Here is a 16,886-nt window from a genome sequence, read left to right as displayed (position 1 = left end):
AAAATAATTTGAATTAAGACTAAACCTCACTCTTGTTTAAAAACTTTTCTATTTCTTTTATTAAATATTTCGCTCCATCTATACTAACAGTAATGTTTCCATTTGCTAATGATATGTTTTGATTTGAAACATCACCTGTTATTTGACAAGCATTGTAAGGTTGATATTTTTGTAAAATGACTTTGTCTTCTTCTACGAAAATTTCAAGCGGTGATTTAATTTGTATTCCCAATACATCACGTAATTCTTTAGGAATTACAATTCGTCCTAATTCGTCTACTTTTCGAATAACTCCTGTTGCTTTCATATTACTTCCTCCCTTACTTTTTATTAATTTTTTCACCTCGCTTTTTCCATTTTATCACTTTTTGGTAATACCTGCCTCTTTTTAGAAAATTTTGTACTCAAGTTAAAAAAACACATTTAACGAATACGTAATCTCTCTTTCAATTGTTTTAAATAACGAGAGCGAATCAGTAAAAAATATACAACTTGAATTCCTATGAAAATACTTAATACAATCGCATTTTCTTTAAATAGTGAGTACTCAAACATCTGTCCGAGTGCAGTTAACGCTACTGCCCCATGTAATGTTGCAACACCTATTGGAACGAAGAATAAAAGTCCCAATCGAATTGTAACTACTTTCGATAATTCTCCACTTGTTAAGCCTACTTTTCGAATCATTTCAAACAAACGAGTATCATCCTCCAAGTCAGAAAACAAACGGAAATAAAGGAAGCTTCCTGCACATACGAAAAATACAATACCAATAAAGAAACCTACAAATAGAATTGGTCCTGCAATTTGTAAACTTTGGTTTTGTTCGTACTCTTCTGCACTAAACGTTGTATGTTCTTCATAAGGCTTCATCTGATGCGTTAGTTCTTTACCAACCTCAACTTCATCTTTCGTTCCTTCTGTTTTGTACACATAATCTTTTTCCTCTTTAAATCCATCTTGTAATGCATCATATTGATTTTTAGAGATTACATAAACGTTACCTCTTAATATTTTACTTAATGAAGAAGTATTAACTTTTTTCACATGTAAAGGTTCACTCAAATGTGGTAAAGTAATTTCTTTTCTTTCCTTTATCGGTGGTCCTGGTATATCGACTGACAAAAATAAAACTTCTTTTTGGGATACCGCATGAAAGGGTTCTCCTGTTAACTTCGCATATTCCTTATAGTCTGATTCCTTTATAAAGGTGGCGCTTTTTAACGACTGCTCTTCCGTTTTCTTCGTTGAAATATTAGTTTTTGAAGCTGCTATACTATGTTTCTTTAATCCTTCGTCAATCATTTTCAAATGCTGTGATTCATTACTATTTCCTTGCTTAGAATGATAGTGAAACGCAATTGGTCTCTCCATAATCGCCTTTGTCATTGATGTAAAGCCAACTAATGTACCTATTGCTGAAAATGCTACAGTTGAAATTATGGTTACAATAAAGAACATTCTTGCGTTATCTCTCATACGGTAAGCTAAATCTGACAACGTAATAATATTTGTCTGTGTCCAATAGAAACGTTTACTTTTTTTACATAGTCTAATAATAAAGACACTCAACTGCTTATACAGCAAATACGTACCAATAATGACTACCGTTGTAACAGGAATCATCATGATAAATACCATTGCACCGTGTGACATAAGCGCTCCTGCATATCCCGCACTAAGCAATATGACTGCTAATATAGAAGAAATAATGGATGCTCTCGGTTCCGGCTTCGCTTCTGCTGATCCTCTAAACAATTTCATAATTTTATTCTTCCGGATCATTCCTGCACTAAACAATGAAATAATCATAAATAATACGAAAAACATAATACTCGTTACAACAATGGCTTTCATTGGAATGTAATAAGGTAAGGAAATATCTAACTTTAATATCATGGGAGCTACAAACATTAATACTCCAGAAAATAACATTCCTGCTAGAATTCCAAAAATAATTGCCCCTATCCCAATCATAATATTTTCAAAAAAGATAAGACGCTTTAATTGATATTTCGTCATACCTAACATCATTAAAATTCCTAATTCACGCTTTCTCGTTTTTAAAAACATTCCCATCGAATATAAAATAAAGAAAAATGTAAATAAGTAAATAATGGACTGTGCAAACGACATACTTATGAACACGTATTGTCCCAATTCTCCAGCACTTAACGCCGGATGAAACGCAAAAAATGAATAAACAAAAAAAGCCATAATAGCAAATGCACTACTTAAAAAATATGCTGAGTATGTTCGTCTATTTCGCGTTACATTTCGGTATGCGAGTTCTCTAATGTTCATATTCCTTCTCCGCCCTTCTACTAGCTATGTTCTTATATTAGTAAAATACGGAAATAGCTTCCATCGATTCAAATGACAAAAACCTTACATTGTTGAAAGGTTTCAAAAAAATTGCTTAAACGATGCAGTTTCATTATAATGACTACATTCATATTCATACACACATCCTATTGTATATTCGTTAATTTTGCGAAATAATAAAGGATAGAAGTATGTACCAATATACATATAAACTTATTTATCGCTTTAATATGAATAGGAGGAAAACATAATGACATTGCAAGAACAGATTATGAAAGCATTACACGTTCAACCTGTAATTGATCCGAAAGCAGAAATCCGTAAACGTGTTGATTTCTTAAAAGATTATGTAAAAAAAACAGGTGCGAAAGGATTTGTACTTGGAATTAGTGGCGGACAAGACTCTACATTAGCGGGACGTTTAGCCCAGCTTGCAGTTGAAGAAATTCGTAATGAAGGTGGTAACGCAACGTTTATCGCCGTGCGCCTTCCCTATAAAGTGCAAAAAGACGAAGATGATGCGCAATTAGCATTACAATTTATTCAAGCTGATCAATCTGTTGCATTTGATATCGCTTCAACAGTTGATGCTTTCTCAAATCAATACGAAAACTTATTAGGTGAATCATTAACAGATTTCAATAAAGGTAACGTGAAAGCACGTATCCGCATGGTTACACAATATGCAATCGGTGGACAAAACAGCCTTCTTGTTATCGGAACAGATCACGCTGCAGAAGCTGTAACGGGATTCTTTACAAAATTCGGAGATGGTGGTGCAGATTTATTACCATTAACAGGATTAACGAAGCGCCAAGGACGTGCTTTACTACAAGAATTAGGTGCAGACGAGCGACTTTATTTAAAAATGCCAACAGCTGATTTATTGGATGAAAAACCTGGTCAAGCTGATGAAACAGAGTTAGGTATTACATACGATCAACTTGATGACTATTTAGAAGGTAAAGCAGTTCCAACTGACGTTGCAGAAAAAATTGAAAAACGTTACACAGTGAGCGAACATAAGAGACAAGTTCCAGCATCTATGTTTGATGATTGGTGGAAGTAAGTAAAACATAAAAAAGAAGCTAATCTCATTTAGCTTCTTTTTTATATGTTAACGATATACCCCTACTCTTTTCTCCAATACATCCTGCAAGCAATCTTCATGTTGTTTACAAAATAAAGGCGGCATTTTATCTAACGGGAAAAACTGCAAATCCAATGTTTCATCACCGTCTGTTCTTTTCTCTCCTCCAACAATTGAGCATGAAAAGACTATCACAATTGACTGTGCCTTGTCTCCATTTGGATATGATTGAAAATATTTTGTATACACTCCAATAAGCTCATTTATTTCTACATCATACCCGGTTTCTTCTTTTATTTCTCGAATTGCAGTTTCTGCAGCCGATTCTCCAATTTCCATTGCCCCGCCAGGAAAGCCCCAGGCATTAAAGTCTCCTCTTTTTTGCAGTAATACTTCTCCTTCTTTATTAAATACACAACCACCGGCAAAGTTTAAGAAAACATAATCATGTCCTACTTTTTCACGTAATTCTTTTATATAATTGGCCATTCTCTTTCCCCTTTTCATACTTCTTTTATCACTATTTCTTATCTTTTTCAAGCAATTCAATAATTCGATCTAGCTTCTGGTTCATATTAATCGCGTGGTGTTTCTTTGCAGCACTGCTTTGTAATACTCTTCTAATAAACAAAGTAAATGATATGAAAAACAAAACGATAAGTCCGATTACTAAACAAGTATATATCAATGTAAATATATTACTTTCGAAGAAGTTCATTCAGCATTCACATCCTCTCCTCGTTATTTTATCACATAATTCCCAATATTTTAAAGTGATAAACAAATGTAAAAAGAGCACCTTTTTACAGATGCTCTTTTTCATTACTTAATACGTAAATGTAATTGTCGCTAATGAATAATCTGCCATCGCACTATAAGGTGCTACTTGATAAGATACACGCTTTGCACCTTTTGGCCAATTTATTTCATTTAACACTTTCTTTATATCTTGCATTGTTCCATCCATAGACTGCTTATATCGTACTTCTACCTTTTCTGGCTTAGAAGCAAATTGTTGCTGTAATTTCTTCTTAAACTCACTATAATTCTCTGCTCCGTATTGTGTAGACATATATTTTAAATTTGTTTCTTTTAACATTTGTTCATACGCCGCAGTCTTTGAACTCCCCGCTTTTATTTTGTTTGTTAATTCATTAAAATAACTTGTAGATGCTGCAGGATATTTACTACGATCCCAGTCGTGATCTTTACTTAATTGCTCATCAGATATATTAAAATATGAATATGTTACGAGCCCAGCTTTATCCGGTACCGGATCATCGAATGTAGTATCAAGGTGGTACCATTTGTTTTCAATGTTCACTAAATTCCATGCGTGAGCTTGTCCATTTCCTGTACCTGTTACAATATGGTTTTGGATACCCGCTTCTTTTAGTAATTCATATGTTAATAACGTATATCCTTGGCAAACGGCAGAACGATTCGCTAACGCTTCATATGCTGTATATGCTCCATAAGACGTATCATACGATACATGTTTTACAACGTAATCATGAATAGCTTTTACTTTCTCATGCTCATCCATTCCTGGTTTTACAATCGAGCCTATAATCGCTTTCGCCTGGGATTTTACATATTGTGTTTGCTCTTTTGATTCACGGTACTTAACTTGCAGTGTAAACGTATAGTTTCCTGGTAACCCTTTAATAGAATATTTAGTAGACGCTACATTATATTTTACATACTCATCTGCATCTACAACTTTATTAAACTCGCCGTGCAATTGGTCCATCACATTTCTAGCATTTCTATCTTTCGTTTTATATGTGATTGTAATATTTTCTTCTCGATTATCAACCTGTTTTTTTAATTCTTTTCTAAAATCATTTAACAACTTTGCATCTGATTGTGATGTCGCTACAGTTGAATTCGTAGCTGCATAAGATACAGATGAAGCCTGTAAGCCTCCCATTACTATCGTTGAACAAAGTGCGGCAGCTGTCACATACTTACTTGTCTTTCCCATCATGTCACTCCTTACATTCTATAACTATACGAAAAAGTATCGTATAGTTTCAGAGTATACAATACTTTTTCGTATAGGTCATATGAGATTATGCATATTTAACATTGTAAAAAGGCTGTTCTTTTTATAAGAACAACCTTCTTCCTTAACAAGTTTGTAATACACAACATGCATTTTCAAAACGTCGATTTTTCAAGTCTTCATTTCCAATACAGAAATAAAGCATCCCTAAATCTCCCCACATCATATTACAATTTTTAGTATCTGAGTCAATTTGGAATAAAAGCGTCATTTGCTGCGGGTCTATTTCCATATACTGTCCAGTTTCGTACAATACCTCATCTTGTACAGAAAATGGCTCACCAAATATTTGATGGTTATCGTAGTTATCTGGGATTAGCTCTTCAAGTAATTGTAAGAAACGATCTGAATCATTCTCATCTTCAATGAAAAGCTCTGGCAATTTATATGTCAGTTCAAAAGTAGTTGCACACTGGTTATAATCCGTTTGCAATTCATCCGCTCTCCGTAATTGCTCAACAGGAACATCATAATAAAGTACACGTCCCGCTTCGGTTGGATTCACATCTTCTTCAAAGTAATTTTCAACGCTAAAGAAATATAACATCCCTGTCTTAGGAAGATTATGATCTATACCAACATTTTGTAAATCCTTTAAATTAAATTGTGCAATAAACTGTAACGGATTTCCTTTATGCGTTGGATATTCAAATGTAAATGGCAAGTCAGGAACCCCTCCCATTTTCGAACTACCTATCGCTACTGTTTCCTCCTGCTTTGGCACAACTTTTATACAAGGAAATACAGTATTCATAAGTTCCTCTTTTAAATGCGTCAGCCCATATTTATCAATTAATACTTCAATTTGTTTATTCATACATTCTCCTTATATTTACATACTTATTTGTATCATCGCACAAAAATTATACTCCATTCTTTATAAAAACAACAAGCCTCCGAAAAAACGGGCTCTTCCTTCATACGCGAACAAGTTTAAAAAAGCATAGTATACATTGTTCCTACAAACACGATAGTTCATTATTTCTTCCAGTACATTTTCCCCTCGTTCATTTTTATTTTTAATATAAGGAGGAATTCCACATGGGTTACGGATATAGTTGCGGCGGCTACGGTTACGGCGGTTACGGCGGTAGTTGTGGTGGATGTGGTTATGGAGGTTTCGCTTTATTAATCGTTTTATTCATCCTTCTAATCATCATCGGAGCTAGCTGTTGGGGCGGCTTTGTAGGCTGCTAGTAAATTTAAAAACTATTGTAAAAAAGCACGTACAATACGTGCTTTTTTGCCATTTTCAAATTTTTTATGTGAAAGGAAGTATGCTTTATGAAGATTGATGGTGTTTTTGAAGGAGGCGGTGTACGCGGAATTGCGCATGTAGGGGCAATTTGCGCGTTAGCTGAAAAAGGCTATGAATGGGAACGTGTAGCTGGAACATCAGCTGGTTCGATTATCGCTGCGCTCCTAGCAGCAGGATACTCTTGCTCAGAGCTAAAAACGATTATAACAAATATTGATTATAATAAATTTACGAAGAAAACCTTTATTGACAGAATCCCATTTATCGGAAAAGGATTAAGCGCATGGACTACTCTTGGTATTTACTCTAATATTTTTATAGAAGAATGGATTGAAGAATTACTTCGAAAAAAAGGAGTTCATTTATTTACAGATTTACCTGATTTAAATAAGCTTAAAATTATCGCTTCTGATATAAGTAATGGTAAAATGGTTATCTTTCCCGATGATTTACCAAACTACGGATTTTTAAATTATCGCTTCTCTATTGCTAAAGCTGTACGAATGAGTAGTACAATCCCCTTCTTTTTTGAACCGGTGAAATGGAGAACCCCAAAATGGAAGCAGCCTTGTTATATGGTTGATGGAGGAATTTTAAGCAATTATCCAATTTGGATTTTCGACTCCCCTACCTCTCCCCGCTGGCCGACTTTTGGGTTTCATTTCGTAAAAGATGAGATTCAAGCTGAGCCAGCCCACTACAACGAGCCGATCTCCATGTTCAAAGGACTTTTTAAAACAATGATGCAAGCCCATGATTTACGTCATTTAGACAAGGAATCAAAAGCAAGAACAATTACAATCCCAACAGGGTCCATTACTAGTACAAACTTTGAGTTAACAATGGAAGAAAAAGAGTGGCTATACAATTCTGGTTATAACGCCGCAAATAAGTTTTTACAATCGTGGAACTTCAGACAATATATTGATAACTATAGAAACGGAAATCAGGATCGAAAATCAAATCGTTATTTCCGTCAACTTGACTCATAATATTATTATCTTTTATACGAGAACACATAACGCTTTCAAAAAAATAAGCCTAGTAATAATATATTACTAAGCTTATTTACTTTCTGCATCATTATTATACGTTGTTTAAGGATAAGTTAACCCTTCTGCTTCCTCTGCAGTAATAACGGTGTATCGATTTCCCGTTCGTAATCCTAACAATTCTGCTTTTTCAATTGCTTCCTGCTTCGTCTCCGCATAAGCAGCTAAATATTTTTCTCCATTGATAATTTGGCAAATTACATATTGTTTCATTACTTTCTCCTCTTACTTTTTCATTAGTTGTGCAAGTTTTTTTATACCTATTTCAATTTCTTCTAACGTTGCGTATGAATATGATAAACGCAAAAATTGATTTGCACTTCTATCATACAAAGTACCTGGATTTAATAAAACCTTTTCTTTCAAAGCTTTGTCAAATAAGCTACGATTTGAAACGGGGATATTCATATGTAACCAAATATAAAAACCACCTGCTGGTTCATACCAAGTTGCTATATCATGGCAATATTTCTCTAACATTTGTAACATAAAATCTCTGCGTTTTTTCAACTTAGTTCTTACAAACTGTAAATGTTCATCATACAATCCATTTGTAAACCATTCCGCTGCAAATTGCTGGGATATAGAACTCGATCCATAATCTGTTTGCATTTTTATGTCTGCCAATCTTTGAATAACAGGCTCAGACCCAACAATCCATCCAATTCTTAATCCCGGACTAATAACTTTAGACATACTTCCAATATGTAGTACGATTCCATTTTTATCATATGCTTTTAAAGGTTTCGAAATAGGAGCATCAAACCATAAGTCTTGATACACTGCGTCCTCTATAATAGGCAATCCAATCTCATTGCATATCTCCATCACTTCTGTCCGCTTCTTCGTATCCATGCTAAAATTAGTTGGATTATGAAAAGAAGGGATTGTATATAAAATAGAAGCATTAAATTGCTTCTTATATTTCGCAATATATGACACATCTAGCCCTCTCTCATCCAATGGCATTCCAATTAAACGTATTCCTGCTGATTGAAAAACATTGAGAGAGTATAAATATGATGGTTTTTCTAATAAAATTGACGCTCCTTTCGGAAGAAGCCCAATAGAAATAAGTTGAAGCGCTTGAATTGCTCCTGAAACAATCAATATAGAGTCAGGAGATACATATATACCCTGTCCTTTTAAATAATCTGCAATCTTCTTCCTTAAAGAAAGATTTCCTTTCGGCTCTTCATAGCCAAGTATCATCTTGGCTCCTAAAAGCTTATTCATAATATCTTTCATCTTTTTTTCAGGTAAAAGACTTGGCGCGAGCTCACCTGTTCCTAAACGAATGACATGCGGATCAAATTCAGCTTGATTTATTTCTTGAATAGCAGGCAGATTCGGATAATGAAGTCCTGTTTCTACATAAGACTGCCAATTAGGCGGGGGTGCGTATGTGGAAGCATTCACATTATTATTTACAACAATTGTTCCTTTCCTGCCGTTTCCTTCAATGTACCCCTTGGCAACTAGTTCATCGAAAGCCATTACAATTGTGCTTCGATTCACACCAAATGTATATGCCAATTCTCTTTGTGAAGGTAATTTCGTTCCAACAGTCCATTCTCCATTAACGATTCTTTCTTTTATATACATTTCTATTTGTTTATATAGAGGCGTCGCTAGAGACATATTCGGTTTCCAAACGATTCTTTCCATCATATCACCTTACATTCTTTTTGGTTGGTAACCTCCCCAACCATATGGATGGATACAAATTTTCATTTCTTCTATACAATATACACTATCATAACGAATTAAAATAGGAGGTAATATGATGAGTGAAGCAATTATTCATGGTATCATTCTTGCATTTGGCCTTATCATTCCATTAGGTGTTCAAAATGTTTTCGTCTTTAACCAAGGTGCGAGCCAACCGAATATTTGGAGAGCAGCCCCTGTCGTATTAACTGCCTCTATATGTGATACGTTACTCATATTGATAGCGGTACAAGGTGTTTCCCTTGTACTCCTTACTTTTTCTTGGCTAACTAACTCGTTATATATAATTGGATTTTTCTTTCTCCTATACATGGGCTTTGTTATTTGGAGAAGTAACCCTTCCAACGATGTAAAACAAGAAAAAAGCATGCCCTTAAAAAAGCAAATCCTTTTCGCCGCATCGGTTTCGTTATTAAATCCACATGCAATTTTAGATACAATCGGTGTAATTGGAACCAATTCTATTCAATACATAGGAAATGAAAAATGGGCTTTCACACTTGCAACTATTATCGTTTCTTGGATTTGGTTTATAAGCTTAGCTTTAGCGGGGAAATTTCTAAAAAGGCTAGACTCAACCGGAAAGACAATCGTATTATTAAATAAATTTTCTGGTCTCATCATATGGAGTGTCGCACTTTATATGTTAAAACAAGTTATTTATTCCTAATGAACGAAAGAGAATTGCATGTTACTGAAAACATCATGCAATTCTCTTACAAATTATGAAGTAGGTTCTGGTTTCTTTTTTACGTTCTTTGCATCTTTTGCTGGTTTAATCCAAATGATTGCTATAGCAGCACCGATCCCGGCGAAAATACTTGTTAAATAAAACACTTCATGGTCAGCACCTTTCATGAAAAAAGAGTATAGAGGTGGTCCAGCTGCTACACCGATAAATCGCATAGAACTATAAAATGACGTAACCGTCCCCCTTTGCTCCTTTTCAATTCCTTGTGTAATGAGAGCATCTAAACATGGGAGTGCCATACCAATTCCTACCCCCATAATAACGAGACAAAGAAGTAGTAAATAAATTCCTTTTATAAATAAAGGAATGATGACTGATGCAGCAGCCATTAAAAAACCAATGTAAATACACTTCTTCATCACATTTTGGTTGTCTCCAATTTTTTTGCCAGCCATATATGAACTAAGTGACAGTACAAGTAACGGGATTGCAAGTACACACCCTTTCCAAATACCATGAATGTCATACTTTGATTCCAGTATAGTTGACAAATAAAAGAGAATTCCGAATAAAATAAGCATAATAATTGCACCTAATGCAAAAATGGCAATTAACCATCTTCCTTTTTCTCGAAACGTAGCAAGAATTGATTTTATAAACTCTTTAAGCGGTGGTACTTCTCCTTCTTGTTTCTTTGCCTTTACTAGAACAAGTAATAAAACAATTGATACTACGCATAAAACTGGAATCGCCCAAAACGGTAGGAACCATACAATGGCAGCAAGAGCAGATCCTAAAATAGGGCTCAACACTTTCCCAAATGTATTGGATGTTTCGATGATTCCTAAACCTGTACTAACTTGTTTTTCATCTTTGTATAAATCACCAACACACGGTATAACAACTGGCATTGCACCAGCAGCACCAATACCTTGAATCGCTCTACCAATCAATATCCAAGTGTAGGGATTATCAACTTTCCAAGATACCCAACCAGTTATCGCTCCTCCTATAGCCGCAATCAGCAAACTCGGAACCATTACCATCTTTCGTCCCCATCTATCTGATAAATAACCAGCAATCGGTATAAGTAGAATGGCTACGATAGAGTAAATTGTAATAATCATGGATACTTGAAATGATGAAATATGTAATTTCTTTTCAATAGTCGGCAGAATTGGGATGAGCATTGAATTCCCTAATGTCATAACAAGTGGAACTGATGCAAGCGCAATTAAACAACAGTTTTCTTTTTTTAACATGTTGGCTTCGAAACCTTTCATCATATATTTCTTACCATATAATAGCCCTGCTGGAACGTAACTTTTCATTCCACCAGGGCTATTACATTTTTACTACTTCCCATTCACAACAAAAGAAATTGGGGAAAATATAGTATTATTCCTATTCTTTGAATCCAGTTCACAATATATCCATACCAATTAATTGAAAAAAAAAGAAAGGAAGAATCCTTCCTTTCTCCTATAACCTTCTACAATTAGCGAGTATATCCGCCACCAAGTTGTTGTTCTGCCATCGCTACAAGGCGTTTTGTAATTTCACCGCCTACAGAACCGTTTGCACGTGAAGAAGTATCAGCGCCAAGTTGTACACCAAACTCTTGTGCAATTTCATATTTCATTTGATCTAAAGCCGCTTGTGCTCCATGTGATGCTAATTGATTAGAATTACGATTTCTAGCCATTACCAATCACCTCCTTATTTATATATAAATTGTGTTAAATTTTAATTTAAATACATGGTAATTTTTGGTTATTTTTTTTTTTTTTAAAGAGTCTCTACAATGAGAGACTCTTACATCATTTTATACTAAGAAGTTACTACTCCTAAATTTCTATTTGTTAGTACTTTCATTTCTTCTTTTCATATATCTTTCGCATTATGTTCAAACCATTCGAGTGAAACAAAAAAGGTATACTTTAATTGGTATACCTCTTTCAAACATACACTTTACATAATAATATTATTAATATCTTTCCAACAATACGCTGTCTCTTCCACCTGTAATCTCTCTAAAAATTTTGTATCAATTTTTTCTGGATTAAATTTTTCATAAAACGTTTTAGAAGGGTTATTCGTAACAACCCATACTAAAAGTGATCGCATATTATTGTTTGTACATTCAGATAGTAAAACTTGAAATAACTTTTGTCCTATTTTCATTCCTTGATACTCTTGTAAAAGGTAGATCGCATATAATTCTCCATCACAATTATATGTACCAGTTCTTTCTGCTCCTCCATCGATGAATCCAACTATTTCTCCATTTAACGTCTCTGCTACAAATCTAAATTGATGATTACATTCTTTTTGAAAAATACTTTCCCATTGTTTTTCCCGTTGCTCATATGTTATATTTTCTAAAATCTCGTTAGGGAATATGCCTTTATATGTCGTTTTCCAACTATCAGCGTGGACCTTTGCTATACCTGGTATATCATCTTTTATCGCTCTTCTAATATGTATTTCCATCATTTCTCCCCCCTTGTTATTCACCATTATATCAATTTATTTCCTAAAAAATCCAAATTAAAAAAGAGTAAATTCACTTCACTCTTTTTTAGCACCATTATCTACTTTCCACTTCAACTGAAACTACTCGATCAATCTCTTTTAGGGAACTATATAACTCCGTCGTATACAAGTCTTCTGGAGCTAAAATAACCATCTCTAATTGCTGAAATGCCCCACTATCTATATCTTTAATCTTCACGCGTTTTACATGCATTCCTAAATTTTTAATCTGCTTAAATATACCATCTAACTCATGATGCTCTTTTACAGTAATTTTAATAGACAAGTCCTTTTGTCTTAATGAATACGGTCCTGCAATTTTCACAAGTTGCGGAAGTACATTAATTGCTAAAATGATTAAAATCATAGCAACCGTCGCTTGCAAATAAAATCCTGCTCCAATCGCAATACCTAAAGCTGAAGCAGCCCACACCATAGAGGCGGTCGTTAATCCAGAAATAACATCATTACTTCTTCTTAAAATAACACCTGCCCCAAGAAAACCAATCCCGCTCACAATTTGAGCAGCTAGACGCATTGGATCCATATTGGTATGCCCTGGAACAGAATATACATGTACAGATTCAATTGAAACCATCGTAATTAAACAACTTGCTACAGAAATAACCATACTTGTTTTCACGCCAAGCGGTTTATTCTTTAGCTGCCTATCTATCCCGATGAATAATCCTAAAAAGAGTGCTAAACCTAATTTGAGTAAAAATTCATATGACATATTTCTAGTCTCCTTACTTAACAATGTTTCCCTTAGAATAATTCACTATAACTCTTTTATGATATCAATTCCAGTCTTTTCTATTCATTTAACGTAAAAAACCGAAAAAACATTTGTGACGATGTTTCCCCGGCTTTTTATTACGTTTAAGATTCTTCTTTATTTCTGATTTTTAATCTTAATCTCTGCATCTTTGTAGAATGCTACTTTACTGTCATTATACTCTTTTGTAAAATTGTTAAATTGCTCTTTTGATTTTTGTGCTTCCACAGTTAATTCATTAACAGCTTTAACTTTTTCACCAATCTCTTTTAATTTCGTTTCTTTTACTTTTAATTTTTCATACAGTTCTTTTTCAGTCGCCAACGCCTTCGTATAATTTTCATTCATCTTTTGGAATGCATCATAACGATTTTTATACGACTCTTCTACTGCTTTCGCTTGTTTTTGTAACTTTTTATCTTCAAGCTTCTCTATATTTCCTTGAACAGATTTTGTTTCTTTCTGAGCTTTTTCTAGCATTTCTTTCTCATTTTTCAATGCTTTTTCACGATCATCTACATTTGCAGTAGCTTGCTCTATTTTCTTCATAACAGCGTCATTATGATCTTTACCTTCTTGTAAAATTTGAGAATATAGTTCTTGGCCTTCCTTCTCTAACTTCTCTAATTTTTTCGCTTCATCAACCAATGATTTTTCTTGTGTCGCCGCTGTTTCAAAAGCTGTATATAAGTTTTCTTCTGGTTTTTCACCGAAACAACCTGTTAATAGTCCGACTGATAGTGCTCCAACTACTGCTACTTTTCCATACTTCAACGTTCATTCCTCCATTACATACGGTTATCATGCCAGAAATTCACTGGGAAGTGACTCTCTTCATGATAAGCTTCAAACTCATAACCCTTTTCTTTTAACCCTTTTAAAATTGCTGGCACAGCAGCAACTGATTGTGGATGAATGTCATGCATTAAAATGACTTCTTGTGGTTTTGTTGCATTTGTTAATACATTTTGAGCAATTTGTGCTGCAGCTGCATCAACTTGCATTTTGTTATATTTCCAGTCTAATGAATCAATTGTCCAATCCCACACTTTAAAGCCGCCTTCTACCACTTTATTTCGAAGACTTTCATTTAATCCAGGCATTGAACCGTATGGTGGACGTGTTAATTTAGGTGATTTCCCAATAATATTAGCGATTAAACTTTGATCTTCTTTCATCTCATTTACATACTCGCCATTTTTATATAACTTTGCAAAATTATGCGTCATACTATGCATTCCTACATAATGACCCTCTGCATTTTCACGTTTCACTAAATCTGGAAACTCTTTTACATTCGCTCCAATTAAAAAGAATGTCGCCTTCGCATCATGTTGTTTTAACGTATTTAATAATTCAGCCGTATATTTCCCTGGGCCATCATCAAATGTAAGATAAGCAACTTTTCTTTCCTTGCCATTAAAACGACTTGGTGCCGTTTTATTCATTTCTACTTTTGGTTGTTCACTTGCGAGTTGTACTACATTTTCTTGTTTTGCAACAGCCTTTGCTGGTGAAGTAATGGATTGAAACATGAAATACCCAATAGCTACTGCTGCAATCGCTATTAAAACGAATACTACTCGTTTAATTTTAAAAGCTTTTTCCATTCTATCGAATTCCTCTCCCTATTAATCTTATATATAAATCACCCAATATAATTATACATCTATTTATTTTATTACACTATATAAAACAAACTTTATATGTATTATAATGGGAGTTTTATCAAAATGGTCGTTCCTATTCCTTCTTTACTTATAATATTTATTGTACCTCCATGAAGCTCCACCATTTTTTAACGATAGCTAAACCAAGACCCGCATCTGTAGTATGATTATTAATCTGGTAAAATGACTATTCTATATATGGTAAATGCTCTTTAGCAATTCCAATCCCTTCGTCTTTCACCTTTATCACTGCTTGTCCTTCATTTTTAGTCGCTTCAATATATACTTTACCATTTTTATGTGAATATTTAATGGCATTTTGAATAATATTCAAGAAAATTTGCTTTAGCCTATTTCGATTTCCTATCAATTCAATTCGTTCTATAGTTTTGATGAATTGCATTTGCTTCTCTTCAGCATTAGGAGTTAATTGCCAAATCGTCTCCTCTAGTATATCGTATATTTGCCCCTTTTGTTTATATAAATTGAAATGATTTAAGTATAAAAAATCGTTACAGAAAAGTTGCAAATCCATCTCGATAAAAAAAGATTGGCAAAGGCCAATCTTTTTTTATTATTCATTTCGAACTGGCTTTGGTGTTACACCTAAATGTTCATTTAATTTTTTCGAAATATCTTTTACATTTTTTTCATTTGGAATGTAATAATAAATACCTCCGATACGTTTATCCGTACCTTCCACTTGCATTTTTTCCATTTCCAAATTAGATCCTGCCATATTTTTCGTAATAGCAAGCATATCATCAAAAGTTAAGTTCGTTTTCATATTTTTATCAACCGCATCAAGTAAAGAGCCCATTTTGCTAATTGATTGAACAGACATCGCTTTTTTAGCAATTGCTTCTATTACAAGTTGTTGTCTTTGACCACGCATTGCATCACTGTCAATTTTACGCGTTCTTGCAAGTGCAAGTGCTTGTTCCCCATTTAAATGTTGGTAACCTTTCTCTAAATGAATCATACCCGCTTGGTCTTTACTATCTTGTTCAGTGAAAGTAACTGGTACATCAATGTCAATACCACCAATTGAGTCGACAATTTGTACGAATGATTCAAAGTTAAACTTCACATAATAATCCACAGGAACATTTAAAAATCTTTCCACTGTATCTCGTGTACTTTCAACACCACCAAATACGTGTGCGTGTGTAATTTTATCTAATTTCTTTCTAGATGGAATATAAACACGTGAATCACGCGGAATACTTACTAACTTAACGGACTTATCATTTTTATTAATTGTTGCTAATAAAAGTGCATCTGTTCGAACAGCTTCACCGTATTGACTTTTCCGCATTTCACTACCATCTACACCCATAATTAAAATGGAGATGTTATCCTTTAAAGGTTCAACTTCTTTATCACGCTTCGATGACTTATCAATTTGTGCATACGCATCACTTACAACCGCTTTTGCTTTGTTATATATAAACGATCCATATCCTACTCCTCCAAAAATAAGTAGGAAAAATGGAATTAAAATGAACCATTTTATTGACCTTCTTTTAGAACGTTTTTTATTGCTTCTCGTATTTTGTTCTAATTCAGAGCTCATCTTCATTCGCCTCTCTTTCTCTTTCCCTAGTATAATGTATGTCTAGCAATCTTCATATTGAATTTCCTTTCAAATACCTTACATTTTTGTAAGGTTACATAATGAATCCAAT

Annotated in this window: 19 protein-coding genes and 1 pseudogene; 4 read left to right on the top strand and 16 right to left on the bottom strand. The window is 34.0% G+C overall.

Annotation, left to right across the window (positions count from 1 at the left end; genetic code table 11):
* Positions 1 to 19: 19 nt before the first annotated feature.
* Together PDQ68_RS00335 and PDQ68_RS00330 are read right to left on the bottom strand one after the other, a co-directional pair.
* Positions 20 to 307, bottom strand: a complete 288-nt coding sequence (locus PDQ68_RS00335) for an AbrB/MazE/SpoVT family DNA-binding domain-containing protein (RefSeq protein ID WP_000648331.1) — start codon at positions 305 to 307, stop codon at positions 20 to 22.
* 116 nt (positions 308 to 423) lie between these two features.
* A complete protein-coding gene (locus PDQ68_RS00330; protein ID WP_016717249.1) occupies positions 424 to 2,304 on the bottom strand; it encodes an FtsX-like permease family protein in 1,881 nt (626 codons plus the stop codon).
* A 271-nt stretch (positions 2,305 to 2,575) separates the two neighbouring features.
* Here PDQ68_RS00330 and nadE point away from each other — a divergent pair, with 271 nt between their 5' ends.
* On the top strand, positions 2,576 to 3,394 hold the full coding sequence (gene nadE / locus PDQ68_RS00325) for an ammonia-dependent NAD(+) synthetase (protein ID WP_000174882.1): 819 nt from the start codon (positions 2,576 to 2,578) through the stop codon (positions 3,392 to 3,394).
* 48 nt (positions 3,395 to 3,442) lie between these two features.
* On the opposite strand, the gene PDQ68_RS00320 is transcribed toward nadE, so the two are convergent.
* The 4 genes from PDQ68_RS00320 to PDQ68_RS00305 all read right to left on the bottom strand — a co-directional run bounded on the left by PDQ68_RS00320 (position 3,443) and on the right by PDQ68_RS00305 (position 6,300).
* Positions 3,443 to 3,904, bottom strand: a complete 462-nt coding sequence (locus tag PDQ68_RS00320; RefSeq protein ID WP_014893814.1) for an NUDIX hydrolase — start codon at positions 3,902 to 3,904, stop codon at positions 3,443 to 3,445.
* A 31-nt stretch (positions 3,905 to 3,935) separates the two neighbouring features.
* Positions 3,936 to 4,133 carry a DUF4083 domain-containing protein gene (locus PDQ68_RS00315; RefSeq protein WP_014893815.1) on the bottom strand — a complete coding sequence of 66 codons (198 nt, stop codon included), beginning with the start codon at positions 4,131 to 4,133 and terminating at the stop codon, positions 3,936 to 3,938.
* 108 nt (positions 4,134 to 4,241) lie between these two features.
* Complete coding sequence (locus PDQ68_RS00310; protein ID WP_061183132.1) at positions 4,242 to 5,402, bottom strand: transglutaminase domain-containing protein; 1,161 nt, start codon at positions 5,400 to 5,402, stop codon at positions 4,242 to 4,244.
* Between the two features lie 145 nt (positions 5,403 to 5,547).
* Entirely contained in the window at positions 5,548 to 6,300 is a 753-nt protein-coding gene (locus PDQ68_RS00305) for a YwqG family protein (protein ID WP_001041264.1), read from the bottom strand.
* A gap of 224 nt (positions 6,301 to 6,524) precedes the next feature.
* On the opposite strand from PDQ68_RS00305, the gene PDQ68_RS00300 reads away from it, so the two are divergent.
* Together PDQ68_RS00300 and PDQ68_RS00295 are read left to right on the top strand one after the other, a co-directional pair.
* Complete coding sequence (locus PDQ68_RS00300) at positions 6,525 to 6,680, top strand: YjcZ family sporulation protein (protein WP_000540426.1); 156 nt, start codon at positions 6,525 to 6,527, stop codon at positions 6,678 to 6,680.
* Between the two features lie 87 nt (positions 6,681 to 6,767).
* Positions 6,768 to 7,733 carry a patatin-like phospholipase family protein gene (locus PDQ68_RS00295; RefSeq protein ID WP_061183133.1) on the top strand — a complete coding sequence of 322 codons (966 nt, stop codon included), beginning with the start codon at positions 6,768 to 6,770 and terminating at the stop codon, positions 7,731 to 7,733.
* Positions 7,734 to 7,838: 105 nt separating this feature from the next.
* Here PDQ68_RS00295 and PDQ68_RS00290 read toward each other — a convergent pair whose 3' ends face one another.
* A complete protein-coding gene (locus PDQ68_RS00290) occupies positions 7,839 to 8,006 on the bottom strand; it encodes a DUF3933 family protein (protein ID WP_000816383.1) in 168 nt (55 codons plus the stop codon).
* 12 nt (positions 8,007 to 8,018) lie between these two features.
* Positions 8,019 to 9,464, bottom strand: a complete 1,446-nt coding sequence (locus PDQ68_RS00285) for an aminotransferase-like domain-containing protein (protein ID WP_142238280.1) — start codon at positions 9,462 to 9,464, stop codon at positions 8,019 to 8,021.
* A gap of 115 nt (positions 9,465 to 9,579) precedes the next feature.
* Between PDQ68_RS00285 and PDQ68_RS00280 the strand changes: the two genes are divergently transcribed.
* Complete coding sequence (locus PDQ68_RS00280; RefSeq protein ID WP_001287294.1) at positions 9,580 to 10,194, top strand: LysE/ArgO family amino acid transporter; 615 nt, start codon at positions 9,580 to 9,582, stop codon at positions 10,192 to 10,194.
* A gap of 53 nt (positions 10,195 to 10,247) precedes the next feature.
* Here the strand turns inward: PDQ68_RS00280 and PDQ68_RS00275 are convergent, their stop codons facing one another.
* The 8 genes and pseudogenes from PDQ68_RS00275 to PDQ68_RS00240 all read right to left on the bottom strand — a co-directional run bounded on the left by PDQ68_RS00275 (position 10,248) and on the right by PDQ68_RS00240 (position 16,774).
* Complete coding sequence (locus tag PDQ68_RS00275; protein WP_033678375.1) at positions 10,248 to 11,477, bottom strand: bacillibactin exporter BcbE; 1,230 nt, start codon at positions 11,475 to 11,477, stop codon at positions 10,248 to 10,250.
* Between the two features lie 236 nt (positions 11,478 to 11,713).
* Positions 11,714 to 11,920, bottom strand: coding sequence for an alpha/beta-type small acid-soluble spore protein (locus PDQ68_RS00270; protein ID WP_000113545.1), 207 nt, complete (start codon positions 11,918 to 11,920; stop codon positions 11,714 to 11,716).
* 266 nt (positions 11,921 to 12,186) lie between these two features.
* A complete protein-coding gene (locus PDQ68_RS00265) occupies positions 12,187 to 12,711 on the bottom strand; it encodes a GNAT family N-acetyltransferase (protein WP_270786556.1) in 525 nt (174 codons plus the stop codon).
* A gap of 94 nt (positions 12,712 to 12,805) precedes the next feature.
* Positions 12,806 to 13,486 carry an MgtC/SapB family protein gene (locus PDQ68_RS00260; RefSeq protein WP_000119508.1) on the bottom strand — a complete coding sequence of 227 codons (681 nt, stop codon included), beginning with the start codon at positions 13,484 to 13,486 and terminating at the stop codon, positions 12,806 to 12,808.
* A 159-nt stretch (positions 13,487 to 13,645) separates the two neighbouring features.
* Positions 13,646 to 14,302 (bottom strand): YkyA family protein, encoded by a 657-nt coding sequence (locus PDQ68_RS00255; RefSeq protein ID WP_061183134.1) that lies wholly within the window; start codon positions 14,300 to 14,302, stop codon positions 13,646 to 13,648.
* Between the two features lie 14 nt (positions 14,303 to 14,316).
* The gene (locus PDQ68_RS00250; RefSeq protein WP_000409387.1) at positions 14,317 to 15,138 is read right to left on the bottom strand and encodes a peptidoglycan-N-acetylglucosamine deacetylase; all 822 of its coding nucleotides are present in this window, start codon (positions 15,136 to 15,138) and stop codon (positions 14,317 to 14,319) included.
* Positions 15,139 to 15,239: 101 nt separating this feature from the next.
* Positions 15,240 to 15,703, bottom strand: a pseudogene (locus tag PDQ68_RS00245) (sensor histidine kinase); the annotation flags it as partial.
* Between the two features lie 69 nt (positions 15,704 to 15,772).
* Entirely contained in the window at positions 15,773 to 16,774 is a 1,002-nt protein-coding gene (locus PDQ68_RS00240) for an LCP family protein (protein ID WP_061182729.1), read from the bottom strand.
* Positions 16,775 to 16,886: the final 112 nt, after the last annotated feature.

It is taken from the genome of Bacillus cereus group sp. Bc010, from assembly GCF_027716745.1.
In the GTDB taxonomy this organism is placed as follows: domain Bacteria; phylum Bacillota; class Bacilli; order Bacillales; family Bacillaceae_G; genus Bacillus_A; species Bacillus_A pacificus.
Note: the sequence above shows the minus strand (reverse complement) of the source record. Positions and strands in the feature narration are given on the sequence as shown.